The sequence below is a fragment of the Actinokineospora globicatena genome, assembly GCF_024171945.1.
Classification (GTDB): Bacteria; Actinomycetota; Actinomycetes; order Mycobacteriales; family Pseudonocardiaceae; genus Actinokineospora; species Actinokineospora globicatena.
The window spans coordinates 2360035-2380517 of sequence record NZ_JAMTCR010000002.1; the positions used below are offsets into that span (position 1 = coordinate 2360035).

Consider the following 20483-nt stretch of genomic DNA (forward strand, 5'->3'; position numbering starts at 1 on the left):
TCAATCAAAGAGTAGGGCGGACGCTGCTGGGCAGCTACGGATGCCAGGTGGGCGGTCCGATAGCCTGAGCCGGTGATCACAGGTGAGCTAAAGAGTAAGATCGACCGCGTGTGGGACGCCTTCTGGTCTGGGGGGAAGTCCAACCCGTTGGAGGTCATCGAGCAGATCACCTACCTGATGTTCATCCGCAGACTTGATGACATCGAGAAGCTTAAAGAGCGTAGAGCGGCTCGGACCGGCAAGCCGGTGGAGAACCCGATCTATACCGAGGACAACCAGTTGCTGCGCTGGTCCCATTTTGTCAACGAATCCCCCGAGAACATGCTCAGCCGAGTACGCGACGGGGTGTTTCCCTGGCTACGAAGGCTCGGTGGCGAGGAGTCGACGTACTCGCACCACATGAAGGACGCCCGCTTCGCCATCCCCACGGCCAATCTGCTCGCCAAGGTCGTCGATATGCTCGACGGCATCCCACTGGACGAGCAGGACACCAAGGGCGATCTGTACGAGTACATGCTCGGCAAGATCGCGACCGCTGGACAGAACGGGCAGTTCCGCACCCCGCGGCACATCATCCAGCTGATCGTCGAGATGACGGCTCCGGGGCCCAAGGACGAGATCTGTGACCCAGCATGCGGTACTGCGGGCTTCCTCGTCGCTTCCGCAGAGTACGTGAACCGAACGCATCGTGAGGCCCTGATGGGGCCCGAGCAGCGCAGGCACTTCAACGAGAGCATGTTCCACGGGTTTGACTTCGATGACACGATGCTGCGCATCGGCAGTATGAACATGCTGCTGCACGGCGTCGAGAACCCCGATATCCGATATCGCGACTCCCTCGCACAGAGCGCGGCCGGTGAGGCCGAGCGGTACTCGCTGATCCTCGCCAACCCGCCGTTCGCGGGGAGCCTGGATTACGAGGTTACCGCAAAGGACTTGCAGGCGGTCGTCAAGACCAAGAAAACTGAACTGCTCTTCCTCGCCCTGTTCCTGCGGCTGCTGAAGCCCGGTGGGCGAGCGGCTGTCATCGTGCCAGACGGCGTGCTGTTCGGCTCTAGCAAGGCGCACAAAGACTTGCGCCGCATTTTGGTTGAGGACCACACGCTCGACGCCGTGGTAAAACTCCCGGGCGGGGTCTTCAAGCCGTACGCCGGGGTATCCACCGCGATCCTGTTCTTTACCAAGACCAACAGTGGTGGAACCCAAAATGTTTGGTTCTACGAGGTCACGGCGGACGGCTGGAGCCTGGACGACAAGCGTAACCCGCTACTGACCGAGGACAAGCTCGGCCCGATCCCCAACGAAGCGTTGGACGAGGCAGAACATACCAAGAACAACCTGCCCGACGTGCTGGCCCGATGGAACCGGCGTAACGGCACCGAGCAGGAGCGGGTCAGGACTGAACAGAGCTTCTGCGTCCCGAAAGCGGACATCGCCGCCCTGGGCTACGACCTCAGCCTCAACCGATACAAGGAGATCGTCCACGAGGAAGTCAAACACCGGGCACCGGGCGACATCCTGGACGAGTTGGCACGAATTGAGGCGGAGATCCAGCAGGGCATGAGCGAGCTGAAGGGAATGCTGGGATGAGCGTTCCCGCGATCAAGCTGGGCGAAGTAGCGGAGATTAATCCGCGCCTGCACGCACGTCCTGCGGATGACGCACTCGTCTCATTTCTTGGCATGGCCGATGTGGATGCCGAGAGTGGAACGACTTCACGAGGCAAGGAACGCAGGTTCAGTGAAGTTTCCAAAGGGTACACGCAGTTCGCGGATGATGATCTCCTCGTGGCCAAGATCACCCCCTGCTTCGAGAATGGCAAGATCGCTCAAGCGAAGCTTGAGCACCCCTATGGCGTCGGATCTACCGAGTTTCATGTCATTCGACCAAATATGGCCAAGCTTGACAAACGATTCCTGCTAAGATTCCTCCGCCAGCCTTACGTGCGTGTTGCTGGTGAAAGAAGGATGACCGGGAGTGCTGGACAACGGCGGGTTCCCGAAGCCTATCTTGCCAATTTGCCCATTCCGCTCTACTCTATGGAAAAGCAGCGCGGGATCGCACAAGTTCTCGACACTGTAGATGCACTGCGCGCCAAGCGCCGCCGAGCCGTCGCCCTACTCGATGACCTCGCCCAATCCATCTTTCTTGATATGTTTGGCGATCCCTTGGATAATCCGATGGGGTGGGATCGAGTACGAATGGGAGACTTTCTGAAGCGTATCGATAGTGGGAAAAGTCCCCGGTGTCTAGACCGTTCGGCATCGCCAGAAGAGTGGGGGGTGTTGAAGCTGGGAGCGGTGACGCGATGTACGTACTTGCCTGAACAGAACAAAGCCCTTCCTAGCGACAGTGAAGTCGATGAGAGAAACGAGGTGAAACCCGGAGACCTGCTATTTAGCCGAAAGAACACGCCTGAATTGGTTGCCGCTTCGGCGTATGTTCGAGAGACGAGAGAGCGCCTTCTTTTGCCGGACCTCATCTTTCGTCTGGTTGTCGAGAATGAATCTCGTGTAGATAAAGTCTATTTGCACGGCTTGTTGACCTATTCAACCAAAAGGCGAAAGCTTCAAGAGCTTGCATCTGGTAGTGCTGCGTCGATGTCAAACATATCCAAATCTAAGCTTTCTGAGTTTGAATGTGAAATTCCTCCGGTGCACCTGCAGTGGAAATTTGCCTCTCGACTTGAGGCGTTGGAAGGTGTCAAGCGCACCCACCTAGACCACCTCACCCAACTCGACGCGCTGTTCGCCTCTCTCCAACACCGAGCCTTCCGGGGTGAACTCTGGGACAGCGCGGCCGAGTGACGCTACCCTCGGGGGTCGGACTGTCGGCCGCCGGAAGGGCAACCAACTGTGAGCAACTTCGGGTTCCTTGAGGCCGAGTGGCCTGACCTGTGCGTCGAGGCGAGGAACGCCGAGCGACTGGCCATTGGGGACCCGCGCGCGTCCTGCTTCTACGCGCGCCGAACCTTGGAGTTGGCCCTCACCTGGCTGTATGACGCCGAAGGCTCACTGCGGCACCCCTACAAGCACGATCTTTCGGCGATGATCGCAGAACCTACCCTGATCGCGCTGGTAGGCCCTGGCCTGCGCATGAAGATGGACGTTATCCGCCGCGAGGGCAACATCGCGGTGCATCGACGCACTCCGGTGGCGGCCAATGACGCGGTCCGGGTCGTTACCGAGCTGTTCCACGTCTTGTACTGGGTGGCCCGCACCTACTCGCGCAACCCGACCAACCTGCCCGAACCCGGTATCGCTTTCAACCAGGCTGTCATCCCCCGTCCACTTCTGCCGAGTATGTGCTTGGCCAAGCAGGCTGAGCTCAGGGAGCAGGAGAAGAAGTACGCGGACCAGGATGCCGCCTTAGCCGCCGAGCGCAAGAAGAACGAGAACCTCGACGCCGAACTCGCCGAACTGCAGGCCCAGATCAAGGCCGCCAAAGCGGCGAACGAGACGCGGCCCGACACGCACGACTACAAAGAGGCTGAGACCCGAACCAACATCATCGATCTCCTGCTCAAAGAGGCGGGCTGGGCACTTGACCAGCCGCAGGATCGCGAATACCCGGTCACGGGCTTGCCCGCCTCCGCTGCACCCTCGGGCAAGGGCAAGGTCGACTACGTGCTGTGGGACGACGACGGCAAGCCGCTCGCCGTCGTGGAGGCGAAGGCGACCAGCAGGACCGCGGAACAGGGTAAACACAAGGCCAAGCTGTATGCCGACTGCCTGGAGAAGGAGTTCGGGCAGCGTCCGATCATCTTCTATACCAACGGCTACCAGACCTACCTGTGGGACGACCTCAACTACCCGCAGCGCGAGGTGCAGGGCTTTTACACCAAGGACGAGCTGCGCCTGCTGATCCAGCGGCGGGTGAGCCGCCTCACCCTCGCCAAGCTCCCTATTAACGAGCAGATCGCCGGACGCGACTATCAGTCCCAAGCCATCCGCCGTATCGCCGAGGATTTCGAGAACAAGTCTCAGCGTCATGCCCTGCTGGTCATGGCGACTGGTTCCGGTAAGACCCGTACCGTGATCGCGCTGACAGACCTGATGATGCGGGCGAACTGGGCCAAGCGCATCCTGTTCCTCGCCGACCGCAAAGCATTGGTTACGCAGGCTGTGAACGCCTTCAAGCAACACCTTCCTGGCACCACGACTGTCAATCTGGTCACCGAGAAGGATCTGAACGCTCGCGTGTTCGTCTCGACATATCCGACACTGATGAACATGATTAACGAGGTGGACGGCAGCGGGCTGCGGCGCTTCGGTCCCGGCTGCTTCGACATGATCGTCATCGATGAGGCGCACCGTTCCATCTACCAGAAGTACAGCGCGATCTTCGAGTACTTCGACGCCCTGCTCGTCGGGCTGACCGCCACCCCCAAGGACGAGATCGACCGCAACACCTATCGCCGTTTCCAACTCGAGGATGGCGTGCCCACCGACGTCTACACCCTGGACGAAGCGGTCAGCCAGGGCTATCTCGTCGCGCCTCGAGCGGTGGACGTGCCGCTGAAGTTCCAGCGCGACGGTATCAGGTACGCCGATCTGTCCGAGGAGGAAAAGGAGTACTGGGATCAGCAGGAGTGGGACGAGGACGGCAACGTTCCTGACGAGATCACCGTTCCTGAGCTTAACAAGTACCTCTTCAATAAGGACACCGTCGACAAAGCCCTTCAGACCCTGATGACGCATGGCCTCAAGGTTGCAGCCCGCGACCGGCTCGGCAAGACCATCATCTTCGCGGCGAACAACAAGCACGCCGAGTTCATCGCCGAACGTTTCGACGTGAACTACCCCGAGTACAAGAGCGAGTTCGCGCAGGTCATCACTTATCGTAAGGATTACGCGCAGAGCCTGATCGACCAGTTCTCCGACCCGGCCAAGGCGCCGCACATCGCCATTTCTGTCGACATGCTCGACACCGGCATCGACGTGCCCGAGGTCGTCAACCTCGTCTTCTTCAAACTAGTGCGCTCCAAGACCAAGTTCTGGCAGATGATCGGCCGCGGTACCCGACTGGCTCCGAACCTGTTCGGCCCAAACCGAGACAAGACCGGCTTCCTCGTCTTCGACCTCTGCCAAAACGTCGAGTTCTTCAACCAGGACCTCATGCCCGCTGAGGGCAGGCTCGCACCGTCCCTGGGACAGCGCTTGTTCGAGCGCCGTGCCGACCTGCTGCTCGCTCTCGGCGAGCATTACCCGGACCAGATCCCTGCCGCCAGGAAGGACGCCAACGGGACAACGAGCGAGCCCGGCCTGCGTTGGGACCTGGCCCAGCGCCTGCACGATGAGGTCACGGGCATGAACCCGGAGAACTTCCTGGTCCGCCCGCACCGTCAGCAGATCGACACCTTCAGCGACTTCGACAACTGGCTCAAGCTCACCCCCGAGGCTCATGCGGAGGTTGTGGATCACCTTGCGGGCTTGCCGACAGCCCACCGCGATAACGACGACAACAGCGAGGAGGCGAAGCGCTTCGACCTGCTCGCGTTGCGCCTCCAGCTTGCCCTCATCCATGTCGAGCCCGGATACGCTCGGCTACAGGCGCAGGTCCAGGAGATCGTTTCCGCACTGCTCGACCAGCTGACCATCCCCGCTGTCCGTGCGCAGCAGGAACTTCTCGGTGAACTCGCCGACGACCACTGGTGGCAGGACGTCACCCTGCCCATGCTGGAGAACATGCGTCGACGTGTTCGTGGCCTGGTGAAACTGATCGAGAAAACCAAGCGCAACATCGTTTATACTGACTTCGAGGATCGTCTCGGTGACCTGACGGCAGCATCTCTGAACGGCATGGCCCTCGGTGCCGATCTCAGCCGGTTCGAGCAGAAACTGCGCATCTACCTGCGCACGCACGAAAATCAGCTCGCGGTCCAGAAGATCCGCCGCAACCGGCAGATCACCGCCACCGATCTCGCGGACCTTGAGCGAATATTCATCGAGTCCGGGATCGGTACCGAGGTCGAGATCGAGCAGGCCAAGTCCGAGGCCGGGGGACTGGGGATCTTCCTTCGATCGCTTACTGGACTCGACCGGGCGGCCGCTGCCGCCGCGTTCGGGAAGTTCCAAGCGGGCAAGACCCTTACCTCCGTCCAGCTCCGCTTCGTCAACGAGCTGATCGACTACCTGGCCCACAACGGCACCATCACCGTCGACGTGCTCTACCTGTCCCCGTTCAACGCCATCGCCCCAGGCGGGCCGGAAGACCTATTCCTCGAAGTTGACATCGAGGCGATGACCACGGTCATGCACTCCATCAATGCAACCGCGGTGCCCGCGTAAGCGGGCTTGTCAGTTTGGCGTTGCCACTGCGCCCGTATGCAGGCGACAGCCTGGACACTAAATGGTCCCCTTGCCGGTAAGCGCATATGCCTACTGTGGGGTAGTAAATGAGCCAGTCGGGCAGCACATCGAGAGCGAACCAATGGACGGCGGAGCACTTGTCGGGCTCGCGTTTGATGGGTTCGCCGAGGCGGCGGAGTGGCCGCTCTCGATCAACTGGGTGCCGAGTCCTGCCTCTTCGCCAGGTCGGCGGCGACTGCCTGTACAGATGCGTAGAGCTGGTCGTGAGGTGCGGTGGTGTCGTTGAGGATCTTGGCGCAGTGGAACAACGCCATGAGTCGTCCGGAGGGGCTGGTGAGGTCAGCTTGGCGGGCTCGGTGGATGCGTTCGGCCAGTTCGGGGTCGCCTAGGGAGGTGATCCACAGGGTTGCGGCGTCGAGGCCGCGGGGGGCGAGGCCGAAGTCTTCCCAGTCGATGATGGTGCAGTTCGGTGCGAGGAGGTTGGACCAGTTCAGGTCGGCATGGGTGGGGACCCAGTCCAGGGTGTCCAGTCGGGTTTCGACTTGTCCGGGGAAGACCTGCTCGATGGTGGTGACCAGGTCTTGGGTGATGAGTTGGGTGTCCGGGGTCGCGGTTCGGGTGGTGTGATGCGTGGCCAGGGCGTGGAGTGACTGGTTGAAGGTGTCCCACCAGGTAGGCGACAGGGCAGACGCGGTCGCCAGTGACGCTCCCTGGCGGATGGGTGTGCCCTGGACGTATTCGACCTCGTCGGCTCGCCAGACGGCGTCCTACGCCGGGGGCCTCGCCGACGCCACCGTCGCCCTGCACAACGCCAGGGTGGCCACCGGCGGCGTGCCCTGGAAGGCCACCACCGGCCACCGCTCCGACACTGTCACATTCGGGCCAAGAAGGATCTGCGGAGTTCGGACCACCACCGACGTCCAACCCGCCCTCCGCAGCGTCGATATCGCCGACCACGACTACTTCAGCACTCACGGCCATCCAGAGGTGGACCCAACGGTGGCCAGTGACCACTACGCCGAGGTGGTCACCTACGACCCGCTGGCGCTGCACGGGCGCGGCCGTTCACCTGCTCTTGGCGGGTTGGCTCGCACGACCAGCAAGCTGCCGCCTGCTGGATAGAGGTCGTGCCGATGATCGTTTGGTCTGCTTTGTGTCGACGTGCCCGTCCGCACCCGGCGTTGATCGTTGTGGGGAGCGTCCAGAGTGACCGCTTGGGTATGCGTTCTCGCGTGGCCGGCTGGCTGAGGTGCCAGCCGGAGTACAGCGAGGGTGGTCGGTGTGCTAGCGGTGGCAGCGGCCGAGCCGGATCGAGTCGGCTTGATACGCTCTGGGGAATCGACCCGCCTCGACCGTGTGAGGTGAGACACTTGCGACGACCGGCGACTGAGCAGGACTCCTGGGACGCGGCTGTAGACAGCTTCAAGGTGGGGCGTCGTTCTCTGCTCGTGGGTGCCGTCGCGCTTCCTCTCGGCGCTCTTGGTTCATATCTGGGCGTCGCGGCGACCAAGGACTACTGGCCATTCGGCACGTCGGCAAAGTCCGTCACTGAACTTGCTCGCGCGCTTAACGGGGCAGCCAGTAGCGGGGAACGTATTGCCATATTACAGGAGATGAGCGCCAAAGGAGTAATCGGTCACCCCGATCGAGGCGCTGTAGTGGGGGTTCTCGCCGAATTCTTGCGGACTCAGAATGGAATATCTCAGACGCGGCGCGCTACGGCGGCCGACACCAGGAACAAGGCGCCCGAGGAGATCTCCGTGGCGTTCAGCATCCTTGGGAAGTCGGGGACCAACTACCTAGAGGCCGATCTGCGTGGAGCCAACCTGTCTGGAATTGATGTGCGCGGCCTTGATTTTTCCGGCGGCATAACAATGTACGGCGCAAAGATGACGGGCTCCGTCCTGGCTGACTGCAACTTCGGCGGAGGAAACTGGGGAGCGATCGACCTGTCCGGCTCCTGGTTTGCGGGGGGCCACCTCAACGGGTTGAACTTGACCGACAGCGTGTTGAATGGAGCCGTGTTCCCTGGCTCGCGACTACTTGGGTGCCAATTCGCGGGCGCGGAGATCTCGGATGTGGACTTCTCATCCAGCGACCTCGACGAATGCGACTTCTCGGGACAGCGCCTCGACTCGTCGGGCCGCCGGAACGCCCACTGGCTCCCCGGTAAGTCGCCTTCCTGGCCGACTGGATACAAACCGAACTTTCCATGAAATGGTTAGCCCGCCAGCGCTTTGAATGCCTCCCAGACCGCGTTTCCTCCCGCGCCGACGATGAGCGTTCCGGCAAGGTTGAGTACAGAGCGAACGGCTACCCTTAGTCCGGGCCCTTTGCGTTCGGGAGAAGCGGAAGCCTCCACTAGGACTTCAATGGAATCGCTCAGCTCGCGAACTTGTTCGTCTGTGAGATCTAGGGTGTGACGCCCCTCGTTGAGGATCTTGACTACCTGAACAATGATGTTCGCAACATCGTTGGGCGAAGTGTTTGCGGCGCTGGCGGTTGCATGTGAACCTCCGGCAAACGATGAGCCTGTCACTGTGGAGTGTGAGAAGTTGATGACCTGATTTGCAGTCGTCGGCTGCTCGGTAGTCATTGCGCCTTCCAGAAGTTCGATGCCTTGACGGCGTCGTTCCGCATACCACCAAATACGCCCGGCTTCGCTGATTCGACCATCGAGAACCAGTCCCCAGCGAGAAGCGGTCTTCAGGGCGAGAGTGGCGGAATGCTCGTCATGGCCAAGTTGTACTAGTCGAAAGATGAAATCGGGTGCCAGGCGTCGGTAGAGACACTGGACATCCTGTGTCATAAAGAGTTCGATTAGGTCGACCAGGGCCGATCCGGCCGCGCATTCGCCGTCAAAATCGCAACCTCTACCCGAGCTCTCCTCAATCCAGACTTTCGCCGACGGATGCTTCTCGATCGTCACTCCGGAATGGAGGGCTATCTGGACGGGTGCGCCTATACGGCCAAAGTTTTGGAAAGTGGCGATGACGAACCCGACGCTCACCCCAGTTGGAGTCCTATTGAGGCCGAGTGATTCCCTAAAACGGTAGTCGTCGCTCCTGCATGGATCCCTATGGGCTCTAATCGCCTCTGCTTCGTCGAAGAACGTGATGTAGTTACCAGCACGGACGCCATCGGCGTTTCTGGAAACCGGCGAGTACGTGCGTCGGCCGTACTCGACGGGAAAGCTTGCAGGAACGTGAGGAGGCTGGCGGGGGCGGCGCAGCGAGAACCTCCGAGGTGGAGGGCTGCATTCTTGCTCCCGCGTCAGCTCTTCGGCTGCATCACGAGCCTCCGCGATTCGGCGTTCCTCATCTCTGGCCTCACAGGCGAGCACTGCGGGCGAGATACATGACGCACCTTTCGTGGTTGTCACCTGCGCAACACCTCGGACTAGCTCAATTCTGCCATGATGGCAACGGTCAGGTTGTCCAGGTCAGGGTACCCGCTGTCGCCTGCCTGCCTTGAGTGCGCTGGCGGGAGCACATTTCCTTCAGCGCCACCGAGGGTGTCAGGCACAGCGGGCCGCCCCGATGGTGTTCGGGGATGAAATCTTGCCGCCGGTGAGCCGGTGAGCGGTGGCCGTACCGGTGGGTGGCCAGTGGAAGGTCTATGAGCGCTGCTCGTCGGGGATACCCACAGGGTCCGGCTGGATGCTCCGGTCGTTCGGAGGCGTCGACAGGGACAACCGTGACGGCGGGCTAGCTGTAGCTCTTCTAGTGTCCTGCTTGCTCGGCCAGGCGTTGACCTCGGTCCCGGTCTCGCCTGCGACCACGACAGGCCGAACATCGCGGGTGGTGTCCAACTCGGTGTAGGTGCTGGCTGTCCCGGATGGGGAGTGCGGTCGGGATCTCGGCCTCCGACGCTACGATCAGCATTGGTACAGAAACCCCGGCGCTCGCGCTCGATGGGCGGGCACCGGGGTCGTCCCGATTGGCGTCAGGACCATATCCCGAAACGCTCACGCACCGGCAGGGGCAACAGCCGTGACGCGAGCTAGTCCTCTCCATCGTGCGCGGCCCGGCCAGCCCGTGGAGGAAGCACGAGTGAGACTGATCAACGTCCATGTCGTCAACTACCGGTCGGTCGAGGACTCCGATCGGTTCGACGTCGAGCCGGACGTCACCAGCTTGGTCGGCAAGAACGAGTCGGGCAAGACGGCGACCTTGCGTGCGATCTACCGGCTGAACCCGGTTGAGGCGTCGGCGAAGTTCGACGAGGTCATCGACTTCCCCGCGAAGCGGTCCAAGGATCGCAAGGTAACCGAGGGCTTCATCCCGGCAGTGCGCGCCACCTTCGAACTTACCTAGTACGAGGTCCAACTCGTCACCGTTCACTTCGGCAGTGAAGCCCTCACCACGCGACACCTCAGACTCAAACGAGGTTACCGCACAGGCGGCACGTTCGAGGTGGACTACGACGAGCAGAACATGGTCGCTCACCTGCTTGACGGGCTTGACCCCACCTCGAAGGACGCGATCAAGAACCCGAAGTCCATCGCGGACTTCGTCGAGGCGCTTCGGGAGCTCCCGGACCGGCCGACCGCGGCGACCCAGTTGCTGGAGAAGTTGGACGGGTGGGGCGGCACGGCCTGGCACTGCCTCCACAAGATCCTCTCGCCACGACTGCCGAAGTTCGTCTACTTCGACGACTACGACTCCATGCCCGGCAAGGTCTCCGTTCCCGACCTGATCCGCCGCCGCGACGGGGGCAAGCTCGACCGCGGTGAACAGGCGCTGCTGAGCCTGCTGGGCATGGCAGGCGCCGAACTCGAGGACTTCCACATCACCAACGAGCACGAACACGTTGTCCGTGAACTCGAGAACGCCAGCGCGGGCATCTCCGACGAGGTGTTCGAGTACTGGTCGCAGAACACCCAGCTCGCGGTGAAGCTCCAGCCCTTCCAGCCCGAGGCGAACGCCAAGGCCCCGCTCAACGAGGGCCCGATCCTGCAGATCCGTGTTGACAACAGCCGACACCGCGCCTCGGTCCCCTTCGACGAGCGATCCCGAGGGTTCGTCTGGTTCTTCTCCTTCCTCGCCTACTTCACCGAACTCGAGGAAGCCGCCAAGCATGACCTGATCCTTCTGCTGGACGAGCCCGGCCTGTCGCTGCACGGCCGAGCCCAGCAGGACCTGCTGCGGTTGATCGACAAGCGCTTGGCGCCCAAACACCAGGTCCTCTACACCACCCACTCGCCGTTCATGGTCTCCGCAGACCACCTCCAGCGCGTCCGGACGGTGATCGACCAAGACAACTCCGGCACCAAGGTCTCCGCCGAGATCTTCAAGGCCGACGAGGACACCGCGTTCCCCCTCTACGCGGCGATGGGCATCGAGATGACCCAAAGCCTGTTCATCGGCGAACACACCCTCCTGCTGAAGGGTCCTAGCGACCTGATCTACCTGGACATCCTCTCCGATGCCCTGACCGACCAAGGCCGCACCGGCCTGGACCCCCGCTGGGTCAAGACCCCCATCGGCGGCTCAGGCAAGCTCTCCACCTTCGTCACCCTCCTCGGCGCCAACAAGCTCCACGTCGCCGTCCTGGTCGACTCCAGCACCAAGGACCTCGGCGCCGTCAAACGCCTCCGCGACAACGACCAATTAGCCAAGGACGGACTGCTCGAAGTCGGCCAGTTCACCGGCACCAAAGACGCCGACATCGAAGACCTGTTCGAGCCCGTCTTCTACCTCGACCTGGTCAACCGCGCCTACAGCCAGCACCTCCCGACACCGATCACCACGGGCGATCTCAACCCTCACGACCCCCGCATCGTCCGCAAGATCGAAACCTACTTCCGCGACAACACCATCGCGACCGGCAACTTCGATCACTACAAGCCCGCCGCCAAACTGCTGCGTGAGCAGGTCGCCCTCGTCCCCAACATCGCCGAGGTCACCCTGGCTCGTGCAGAGCAGCTCTTCGTCGCCCTGAACAACCTGCTGCCCTAAGGTGAGAAGCAGCCCGACCGCGTGGTCGGGCTGCTTCTCCTCTGCAGGCTGGGGGAATCGCGGTGTGGATCACCCTCGGTCACCTCACTGGACACCACCTCACCGAACGACCGCGCAGACGGCAGGCCATGTAGCGGATGGCGGGGTTTGGTCCTTGCCACGGCCATCGGCGCCGCCGCCGGAGCCGCGGTGGCACGGGTGCCGAGGGCGTACTCGGCGCAGTTGCGAGGTGGGTCAACCAGCTCGTTGAGCGCGGCAGTCGTCCAGCCATCTCCTCGACTCCCCGACAGATCGTCCGAGGCGACGAGGAGCTATCACGATTGGCGGAACTGGGTACCGTCGCGGTCTTTGCACCGCACCTGGTGATCAAGTCCGCGCCTGCAGACGCCTGAGCGATCGAGGCCGAGGTGCGGCAGTGGCGGCACTTGTAGATTTCCGGCTGCTGCTGACCGCGCGGCGGGAGGTCAAGGACCGGCCAGGGTGCGGGTCACACACGTCGCGTCTTGCCGTAGGCGTCGCCTGCTTGCGCATCGGCGTACGCGCTGCTTCCCCGGTCACTGAGTTGGTTGGTGGTGCATTGGCCGTTGTGGCCCGCCGTGCACCGCAGTTCCCGGCCGTCGGCGCGGTGCAGTGTGGCGTGTGTGCCGGGCGGCGCGCCTTCGAGGACCGCCCACACCGTCCGGCATTTCGGGCTGTACCTGAGGGTGATCATCGCGCTGGTCATGCTGGTGGTGCTGGGCCAGTCGCGGTATAGGTGCGTGTAGTACGTCTGCTCGCGCATGTCCGGTGAACAGCCGGTGGCGACAGGGTCCGTGTTGTCCATGGTCGGGTCGATGTGTTCGACCGGCGGCGAGGCTGCGGACTGGTTGGCGTCGCCCCCTAGCAACCAGGCGCCAAGTGCCGCGGCCGCGACCCCGCTCACCGCGCCCATGAGCAGCCGGGGTTTGCGTCGCCACCAAGTTGGGGGTGCAGGTGCGGTCGTCTCACCGGCTTTGCTGGTCTTGCCGTCACTGCTGGCGGGCCGCGCTCGCCACTCATCCTGGGCCTCCTTCCACCGCGGCTCCAACTCTGCGGGGTCGAGCCCGAGCAACGGGAGCAGCAACGCGTAGTACTTCCAGTCGGGCAGGCTTCGGTCCCGGGAATTGGGCGACAGGATTCTGCTGATTGTCGCTGGGACCAGGAAACCCTGTTGGGTCCGGCTGCTGCGGTCGCCCAGTTCTTTGTAGGGTGGCGAATCAGACGCCTCATAGGCCGTACGGATGTCGTAAGTGAGTTTACGGGTCAGCGGTGGCATTGAATCCGGCAGTTCGAGGAGTTCGCGTAGTCTTCGGCGGTCACTGGGCATGGCATCACCTTGCCCGTCCGCGCGGCGGCCCGCAAGGTGAAACGCCAGGTCGGAACACTGAAACGTTCCTGAAACGGCTGGGGTCTTGCCCGCCGAGGTTGGGCTGCCCACGATGGTCTCGTGCCGATCGTGAACCTCCGGCGCATCACCCCAGGACCGCACAAATCCCGTCGGGGATGGCGGTTTTCCGCGCATCTCCGATGATGGTTTGGGGATCATTTCAGCCTCGCGTAACCGACGAGGGGCGCTTCAAGAAGATGGAAATGGATTGAGTGTGACATTGTCAGTCAAGGGATCGTTGAACCGGGCTCGCCTGGTGACATTGGGACTCATAGTCGTCGCGGCCACGGTGGGCGGGTCGACTCTGACGACTCCGGCGCACGCGAGTTCACCGCAGGCCCAGGTGACGCCCGTGGCCGCTGTCCAAGCGGAGACCGCTGCCGAGCGGAGCACCGCGAGCAAGATCGTGAAGTACGCGCAAAGGGTAGCGCAGGGACACAAACTGCCCGGCTGGAAGGGTGGCAAGGTGCCCTACTCGTGGGGCGGCGGCCACAGCGCCAAGCCTCGCCCCACGCTCGGCACCTGCGACGGGTACACCGGTTCGATCCGGCCCTGCCCCGCCGACCGCACGGTGGGCGTCGACTGTTCCGGGTTCACCCGCTGGGTCTACTCGCTCGCCTACGGCAGGGACGTGCTCGGCTCGGGTAACACCAACAACCAGATCGCCAACCGGCACCTACACAAGGTCAGCAAGCCCAGGCCCGGTGACCTGGTCTTCTACGGCCGCAACAAGACCGACACCCACCACGTCGGCATCTATATCGGCGGCGGGAAGATGATCGATGCGCTGCGCACGGGTACATCTGTACATATCGACAAGGTGACCGTCCTGTCTGACCTCGTCGGTTACTACCGCTACGCCGTGTAGGTCGTCGAGTTGCCCGGGCTGCCCGGACCGAACGGTCCGGGCAGCCCTCGATTGCTGGTCGCAACCGTCGGCGTGTGTGGGTCTACTGCTGCCTTGGTACTCAGCCCGCCGACGCCGCCCGGGCGGGTCAGACGGGACCGACGACGCAAGCAACGACTAACACTCACACCGTGTAGGTGTCTTCGAGTGTCAGCCGCCCGCTTGTTGATGTTGTCCACGTTCTGTGTGCCCCCGGCAGGACTTGAACCTGCACCCCGCCGAACCGGGCCCTGAGCAGGGCGGCGGTGCAGTCTTGGCGGTGCTGGTTCGTGTTTATGGATTCGAACCGGCGCGGTCGCTGCCCTCGTCCTGCTCGGTGCGGCCCTCGACGTGCTGTGCGGCGAAGACCCAAATCACCCTGTTCGGTGACCGCGTCGACACCGACGGCCAGGCATTGGGGCTATGCCCCGACGCCGGGCACCTGCGCACTTTGCCCAGCGGTCCCGTCTCGGGTGTGGTCCGTGCCTTCGACGCCATCACCCGTAGCCGGAATGAGGGGCTGCTGAAGCCGCAACCTTGCATCGCCTTCGATTCAGGCGCAACGCTGCCTACCTCTCGGTGCTCCGGTTGCCGGTGAGCTGTTCGGGCGCGCCGCCCACTCCCGGCTGCGCCAGCCAGTTGGTAGGCGAGGACTCCACCATTGCCGGTTGGACGCCGGTCGTCTCATCGACACCGCGACTAGTCTCAACACCTGGTCGCGATGCGGACCGGCATGGTGCCCGCCTGCGGCTGCGCTGCTCAGGGGACGTCGCTACAGTCAGATGCTCGGCGAGTCACGAGACGACGTCATGTGTGGGGGGCCATGAGCGAACCTGTTGGATCGGAGCAGGTCGTCCGCTCCAAGGGTGATGGGCCGTCCACGCTGGCCGGTGTTGCTCGGGACGGGGAGGTCGAGGCTGGCGCGGAGGCATCTGACGAGACCGAGTGGGGTTCAAGCACGTATGCGACCGGTGGTGGTGGAGTTTCGTTCGCGCATCGTGTCGCGGCGGTCTACTTGGCTGGCATGTTGACCGGTGGTCGGCGGCCGGAGGTCTTCGAGCTCCCGGTGAGGAAGGTGTCGTTTCAGACCGGTCCGGCACATCCGATCGATGACCTTCTTATAGTGGGCGGGGACGGAACGGCTGAGGCAACACTCGCCGTAGCCTGTCGGGCGACGCCGAACTTCGTCCAGAGCGATGGCGCGACGGTGAAGCTCGTCGGGTCGCTGCTCGCCGAGGTCGACAAGTTCGACGCTGATTCCCACCAGGTCGCGGTGGCGGTCGCTGGTCGATCCAATCAGTGGGAGCAGCTCGCGACTGTATGCGACATCGCGCGGGCTCATGCTGACCACAGGTCGTTCCAATCGTCCATGGATGTGGACCGTCGCTGGTCTAAACCGGTGCGTGACAGGTACGCCCAGTTCCGGAAAATGGTTGAAGCGGTCGTCGACCAAGGGACCTCGGCCGAGGAAGGTCTGCGGTTGGCGTGGCGACTCCTGGGGCGGCTGCACCTCCTGGGGTTCGCGGTTCAGAGCCCGGACGCCGGTGATCGCACAGCCGCGGCGATATCGCTGGATCGTGTCGCTGCGGCACATGTCGACGGGGTCACCGTCCGGGACCGGCTCGAGGTTGAGGCGACTCGCTATGACGCGACCGGCGCCGTGGTGGATCTCAACCTCCTGCGCCGGGACCTGCACGTCGTCATCGACTCGGGCAAGACGCGACATCAGCGAGCGTGGTCGGTCGTCGCCGAACACCGAAAACTGGCTATCGCTGGTGTACGGAGCACCATCGGTGGCGGGGGTGCCGGGGAGCCGGTTCAGATAGCTTTCGTCGATCGTCGAGGGCAACTCGCCACGGCCCTGCGCGACGCGGGTTCCTCCGGTTCAGCTCTGCTGGTATTCGGCGAGTCCGGTACTGGTAAGAGCGCGTTGACGCTCTCGGTGATCGCCGAGCTCGAAGCCGCGGACCCAGCGGGGTTCGAAGCGATGGTGCTGAACTTTCGCAGCCTCCCCCAGTCGAGCCTGGAGCTTCGGGCCGTGCTTGGGATGTCGATGCAAGACGTGCTCGCCGAGCTTTCAGCACCGAGCCGGGTGCTGGTAATCGATGCCGCTGATGTCGTGCTCGAGCGGTCCGCCGCTCTGCTGGGCGACTTGGTGTCAGCCGCAGCTGCCGCGCGAGTGGGGGTCGTGGCGGTCACGTCCGATCAGGCTTCCGGCTTCGTACGCGAACAACTGGAGTTGGGCTTCGGGAGGGTTCAGCCATCTTTCACGATGAGCCCATTGGGAGACGAAGACGTCTCGGTGGTCGCCGACCGCTTCCCCCTCTTGCGTGCGGTCTTGCGGGACCTGCCCGCAAACTCGCTGCTTCGCCGACCCGTGGTGTTGGACTTGCTCGCGCGGACCGGCTCGGAGCCTGACAACTCGCTGGGCGAGTGGGAGTGTCTGCAGTTGGTGTGGAGCAGGGTGGTCAGGGGGGACGGGCGCCCGGGCACTGGCTCGGCGGAGGCGCGCGAACAGACGTTGCTCGCGGTGGCGGCCTCGACGATGCGACTGCCCGAGAGCCAGCAACCTCGCGCCAGCCTCGACGCGACCGCGGTGGATGCGCTGCGCCGGGATCATCTGCTCGCACCTCCCAACCCGTATCTTGACCAGCCGGAGTTCGCACACGACGAACTCCGACGATATGCCACCGCCATCCTCCTGATTCGCAGCCAGAGTCCAACCGAGTTGCTCGAAGCGGCCAACGTTCCCAGATGGGCACTGTCAGCCACCACACTCGCTTGCAAGGCATTGCTGAAGGCGCCAGGTGTCCGGCCCGACAGTGTCTTCCACCAACTGCTCTCGAGTTTCATACCGTTCGCGGCTGCGCATGGATCGCGGTGGGCCGACGTCCCTGTTGAGGCGGTGCTGGAGACGCCCTACGCGTACCAGAGTCTTGAGTCCGCATTGAGGGATCAATCCGTAGGGTTGCGCCTCGACGACGTCGTTCGGGTGGTGCAACAGAGGCACAAGACCAAAACGGTGGTCGATATCGCCGTCGCGGCCTCTGTCGTTCAGATTCTGCTCGACACGGCAGCGCCGTGGGAGGTGTCGACCGAGTCGTTCGAGCTGCTCGCAGACTGGTTGCAGGCCCTGTCTCTGGCGGCTGCACCAGCGGGGAACCCATTGCGCGTCAGACTGCGCAACCGCCTGCTTGACTACTGGAAGTCGTTCCCTCTCCGCAGCGCCAGCGAGGATCTGACTCCGAGTTGGATATCCAGGCGGCATCGGCGTCGACGCGACCTGGATTACCACCTCACAGGGGAGGAGTTCGTCGAGACTTTGGCGATGCTGGGGCCGGATATCGACGATGATGCCGAAGCGTGCTTGCGGGCCATCGCCGACGACGCGCCAGCGTTCCTGGCTCCTGCCGTTGACTCGCCATTGAGCGCCCACGCTGTAGCGCAGAAGAACCCAGAGCTCTTGGCGACGCTGATGGAGTCCTACTACATCGATGAGGTGCGCGACTGGCGCAGCGATGAAGGCGTCCGTTCACATCAAGGCCGCTGGAAAGGCGCAGGACCACCGTTCGCTCAATACTGGTTCGGCGGGTTCTGGCAGCTAATCCATACCGCATCAATATCGACAGCGGTGCGGGTTGTGAACAATGTCTTGAACAGTGGCGCGCAAGCCCGGGTAAGAAGGTTAGCGCGGTTTGATCCGCCGAAAGTGTCACCTGGAGAGACAAGCGAACCAAACGAAGGAGTCGACGCTGAGGACGGCGGCAATGAAAGCCGAGGGTTCGTCCTGAACCTCGACGGCGCCGCTCGTTTGTACCTAGGCGATCCCCATGTGTGGAGCTGGTATCGGGGTACGTCGGTCGGCCCGTACCCGGCGATGAGCGCTCTCCTGGCGATGGAGCGTGTTGCTGACAGTTGGCTGAGTCAGGGGGCGTCACCTACAAGGGTCATGGAGATTCTCCTGACTGGATGCGAGAATCTTGCGGTCCCGGGTTTGCTGTTCGGCCTCTTGGTGCGCCACCTGGAAAAGGTCGATACCGAACTAGATGGGTTCCTCGCCGAGCCGTTCGTATGGGAACTGGAGTTCGCTCGTCGGGCGGGTGAGGCGTACAGTTTGAATGCGCGGACCGAAGGTCTCGTGAACCTGGAACGTCGCCAATGGACTCCACGTGAGGTGGCCGCGCACCTGCTGTTGCAGGGCGGAGAAGCGCGCGCTGCGGTGTTGAGGAGCGTCGCCGAAAAACTCGTCGTGAAGGGTGACCGACTCGGGATCCCTCGAGACTCGACGAGGAACTGGGCAGCGAGTTTGGACTCAGACCAGTATCGGATCACGCAGCATGGTGACCAGTACTACATGGAGGTCGTTCCGCCACCCGAGATCCAGGCCGCCCAAGAAGCGCACGAGGCGCGCCAAACCATCGTGTACACCGCCATGCGGCTGCAGAACAGGTACTGGGGCGCGCCGAAGCACACTACTGACTACGTGCCTCCCTCCTCGGCGGAGATCGCCGCAGACCTGACTGTCAGCCGTTCGCTACTCGAAGCCGATAGCGATTTGATGCCAACCCGACCTGAAGACGCCGTGGCCCACGTCGTCCGCGCAGCAATCGAACGAGCTGCGACCGGTGACATGAGCGCGCTGGGCGACGAGGCGAAGTTCGCAACTGAGTTCGTGCTCGAGGTTGCCTTGTCATTCCAGGAAGCCGAGGACCAGCGCGATGAAGGTCAGTACTTCGACCGGGGATACGACCGAGCCGTGGCACAAGCCCTACCCGCGTTCCTCACGCCAGCGATGACCACCCTCTTGGCTACTATCGAACGCTCGATTCAAGACGTCGCCACAGCTGGTCTCGCCATGGCAGGCAAAGCATCCTTAGAAACAAGACTATACCTAGCACGTGGATGCGATGTTGTTTGGTCGGCTCCGTGCCACGGTGACCCGTGTATCCACCGAATTGCAGGAGATTGGCTTGCCGAAACGGCTCGTTTCGCGGAAGTCGGACCATGGGACCAGAACGGCCAGCAACGGTCGCGCATCAAGATCGTCGGCGACATCGCCGAACGCCTTCACAAGCTGGCAGCAGACTCCGTAGACATCGCCACACTCGACGCAGCCATTCGCGGATTTGGCGCAGCCGCGGCTGCGGACCACTGCCGTACCGACTTTGCCAACGCGCAACTCACCACCCTTCTGAACGTCACGAGACAAGCAATGGTCGCCCAAGAGGCGAAGGGCTGGGCAGCGGACGACCGAGGGGAGCACACGCTCATCGCCGCGCGAGCACTGCTCGAAGGCTTCGCGAAGCACGGCGATGTCGGGTCGCTGCTCGAACACCTCGATGCCCTGCGCGCGGATGCGCATCTGATGTCGAACCTTCTTCACGGCCTCGCCGCGGCAGGCGCGGAGAACGAGCGCCTAGCCGCGGCCGCTCGAACGGCATGGCCGTCGTTGCTGCACCACGCCACCGGCTACCTGAGCGGCGACCTGAATCCATATCAGGATCATCACTGGGGCAAATGGGCCGCCGCCGCACTGCTGCCAGATCCGCTGATGTGGGCGCAAGACCTGTACAACGAGGTCACCGGCGAACCCATCGACTGGGTCCGTGCTGAAGACCTCATCGAACTGATCGACGATTGGGTGCCTGTCGCTCGGGGTGAGTTTCAATGCGTCGACGGGCTAATTCGAATCCTGCGAAAACTCCCGGCACAGACGCAAGTCACCCGTGGGATATGCTGGGTGATCGCTTTGTGTCTCCACGATGGCCGTGTCACGGTCAAGCAGTCATGGCTGTCCAACGACTGGCTCAAGGAAATCCGAAGCGCGGCTGAAGAACTAGGGCATCTTGCGCATTGGCAGATGCTAGTCGATTCTCTGGTAGTCGCCGGAAATGAAGGTCTGGCGCTGTACAGCAGGTGAG

General features: G+C 62.8%; 12 protein-coding genes. 9 read left to right on the forward strand and 3 right to left on the reverse strand.

The genetic code is table 11. From position 1 onward, the window contains the following. The first annotated feature begins 72 nt into the window (after nucleotides 1-72). The 3 genes from LV79_RS10650 to LV79_RS10660 are packed head-to-tail and all read left to right on the forward strand — an operon-like array spanning nucleotide 73 to nucleotide 6290. Nucleotides 73-1590, forward strand: coding sequence for a type I restriction-modification system subunit M (locus LV79_RS10650; protein WP_253834605.1), 1518 nt, complete (start codon nucleotides 73-75; stop codon nucleotides 1588-1590). Beyond that, a complete protein-coding gene (locus tag LV79_RS10655) occupies nucleotides 1587-2807 on the forward strand; it encodes a restriction endonuclease subunit S (protein WP_253834609.1) in 1221 nt (406 codons plus the stop codon). Before LV79_RS10650 ends, LV79_RS10655 begins: the two co-directional genes overlap by 4 nt. Before the next feature lie 48 nt (nucleotides 2808-2855). Then, on the forward strand, nucleotides 2856-6290 hold the full coding sequence (locus LV79_RS10660) for a DEAD/DEAH box helicase family protein (protein ID WP_253834610.1): 3435 nt from the start codon (nucleotides 2856-2858) through the stop codon (nucleotides 6288-6290). Between the two features lie 212 nt (nucleotides 6291-6502). Here LV79_RS10660 and LV79_RS10665 read toward each other — a convergent pair whose 3' ends face one another. Further along, nucleotides 6503-7030, reverse strand: coding sequence for a phosphotransferase family protein (locus LV79_RS10665; RefSeq protein ID WP_308208938.1), 528 nt, complete (start codon nucleotides 7028-7030; stop codon nucleotides 6503-6505). Here LV79_RS10665 and LV79_RS10670 point away from each other — a divergent pair. Both LV79_RS10670 and LV79_RS10675 read left to right on the forward strand, forming a co-directional pair. Then, the gene (locus tag LV79_RS10670; protein ID WP_253834611.1) at nucleotides 7029-7433 is read left to right on the forward strand and encodes a hypothetical protein; all 405 of its coding nucleotides are present in this window, start codon (nucleotides 7029-7031) and stop codon (nucleotides 7431-7433) included. The genes LV79_RS10665 and LV79_RS10670 overlap by 2 nt on opposite strands. Nucleotides 7434-7681: 248 nt before the next feature. Beyond that, nucleotides 7682-8527 carry a pentapeptide repeat-containing protein gene (locus tag LV79_RS10675; RefSeq protein WP_253834613.1) on the forward strand — a complete coding sequence of 282 codons (846 nt, stop codon included), beginning with the start codon at nucleotides 7682-7684 and terminating at the stop codon, nucleotides 8525-8527. Nucleotides 8528-8532: 5 nt separating this feature from the next. On the opposite strand, the gene LV79_RS10680 is transcribed toward LV79_RS10675, so the two are convergent. Beyond that, a complete protein-coding gene (locus LV79_RS10680) occupies nucleotides 8533-9321 on the reverse strand; it encodes a hypothetical protein (protein WP_253834615.1) in 789 nt (262 codons plus the stop codon). Nucleotides 9322-10363: 1042 nt separating this feature from the next. Between LV79_RS10680 and LV79_RS10685 the strand changes: the two genes are divergently transcribed. Beyond that, nucleotides 10364-10627 carry an AAA family ATPase gene (locus tag LV79_RS10685; RefSeq protein WP_253834617.1) on the forward strand — a complete coding sequence of 88 codons (264 nt, stop codon included), beginning with the start codon at nucleotides 10364-10366 and terminating at the stop codon, nucleotides 10625-10627. A gap of 99 nt (nucleotides 10628-10726) precedes the next feature. Next, complete coding sequence (locus tag LV79_RS10690; RefSeq protein WP_253834619.1) at nucleotides 10727-12271, forward strand: ATP-dependent nuclease; 1545 nt, start codon at nucleotides 10727-10729, stop codon at nucleotides 12269-12271. A gap of 487 nt (nucleotides 12272-12758) precedes the next feature. On the opposite strand, the gene LV79_RS10695 is transcribed toward LV79_RS10690, so the two are convergent. Then, the gene (locus LV79_RS10695) at nucleotides 12759-13616 is read right to left on the reverse strand and encodes a DUF2690 domain-containing protein (protein ID WP_253834623.1); all 858 of its coding nucleotides are present in this window, start codon (nucleotides 13614-13616) and stop codon (nucleotides 12759-12761) included. A gap of 412 nt (nucleotides 13617-14028) precedes the next feature. Here LV79_RS10695 and LV79_RS33785 point away from each other — a divergent pair, with 412 nt between their 5' ends. Next, a complete protein-coding gene (locus LV79_RS33785) occupies nucleotides 14029-14544 on the forward strand; it encodes a C40 family peptidase (RefSeq protein ID WP_285469322.1) in 516 nt (171 codons plus the stop codon). An 841-nt stretch (nucleotides 14545-15385) separates the two neighbouring features. After that, entirely contained in the window at nucleotides 15386-20482 is a 5097-nt protein-coding gene (locus LV79_RS10705; protein ID WP_253834625.1) for a hypothetical protein, read from the forward strand. The last annotated feature ends 1 nt before the right edge of the window (nucleotide 20483 follow it).

Excerpts from the sequence above, each read along its gene's own strand:
- LV79_RS10655 (WP_253834609.1), top strand. The coding sequence starts at position 1,587 with ATGAGCGTTCCCGCGATCAAGCTGGGCGAAGTAGCGGAGATTAATCCG.
- LV79_RS10670 (WP_253834611.1), top strand. The coding sequence starts at position 7,029 with ATGGGTGTGCCCTGGACGTATTCGACCTCGTCGGCTCGCCAGACGGCG.
- LV79_RS10695 (WP_253834623.1), bottom strand. The coding sequence starts at position 13,616 with ATGCCCAGTGACCGCCGAAGACTACGCGAACTCCTCGAACTGCCGGAT.
- LV79_RS10705 (WP_253834625.1), top strand. The coding sequence starts at position 15,386 with ATGAGCGAACCTGTTGGATCGGAGCAGGTCGTCCGCTCCAAGGGTGAT.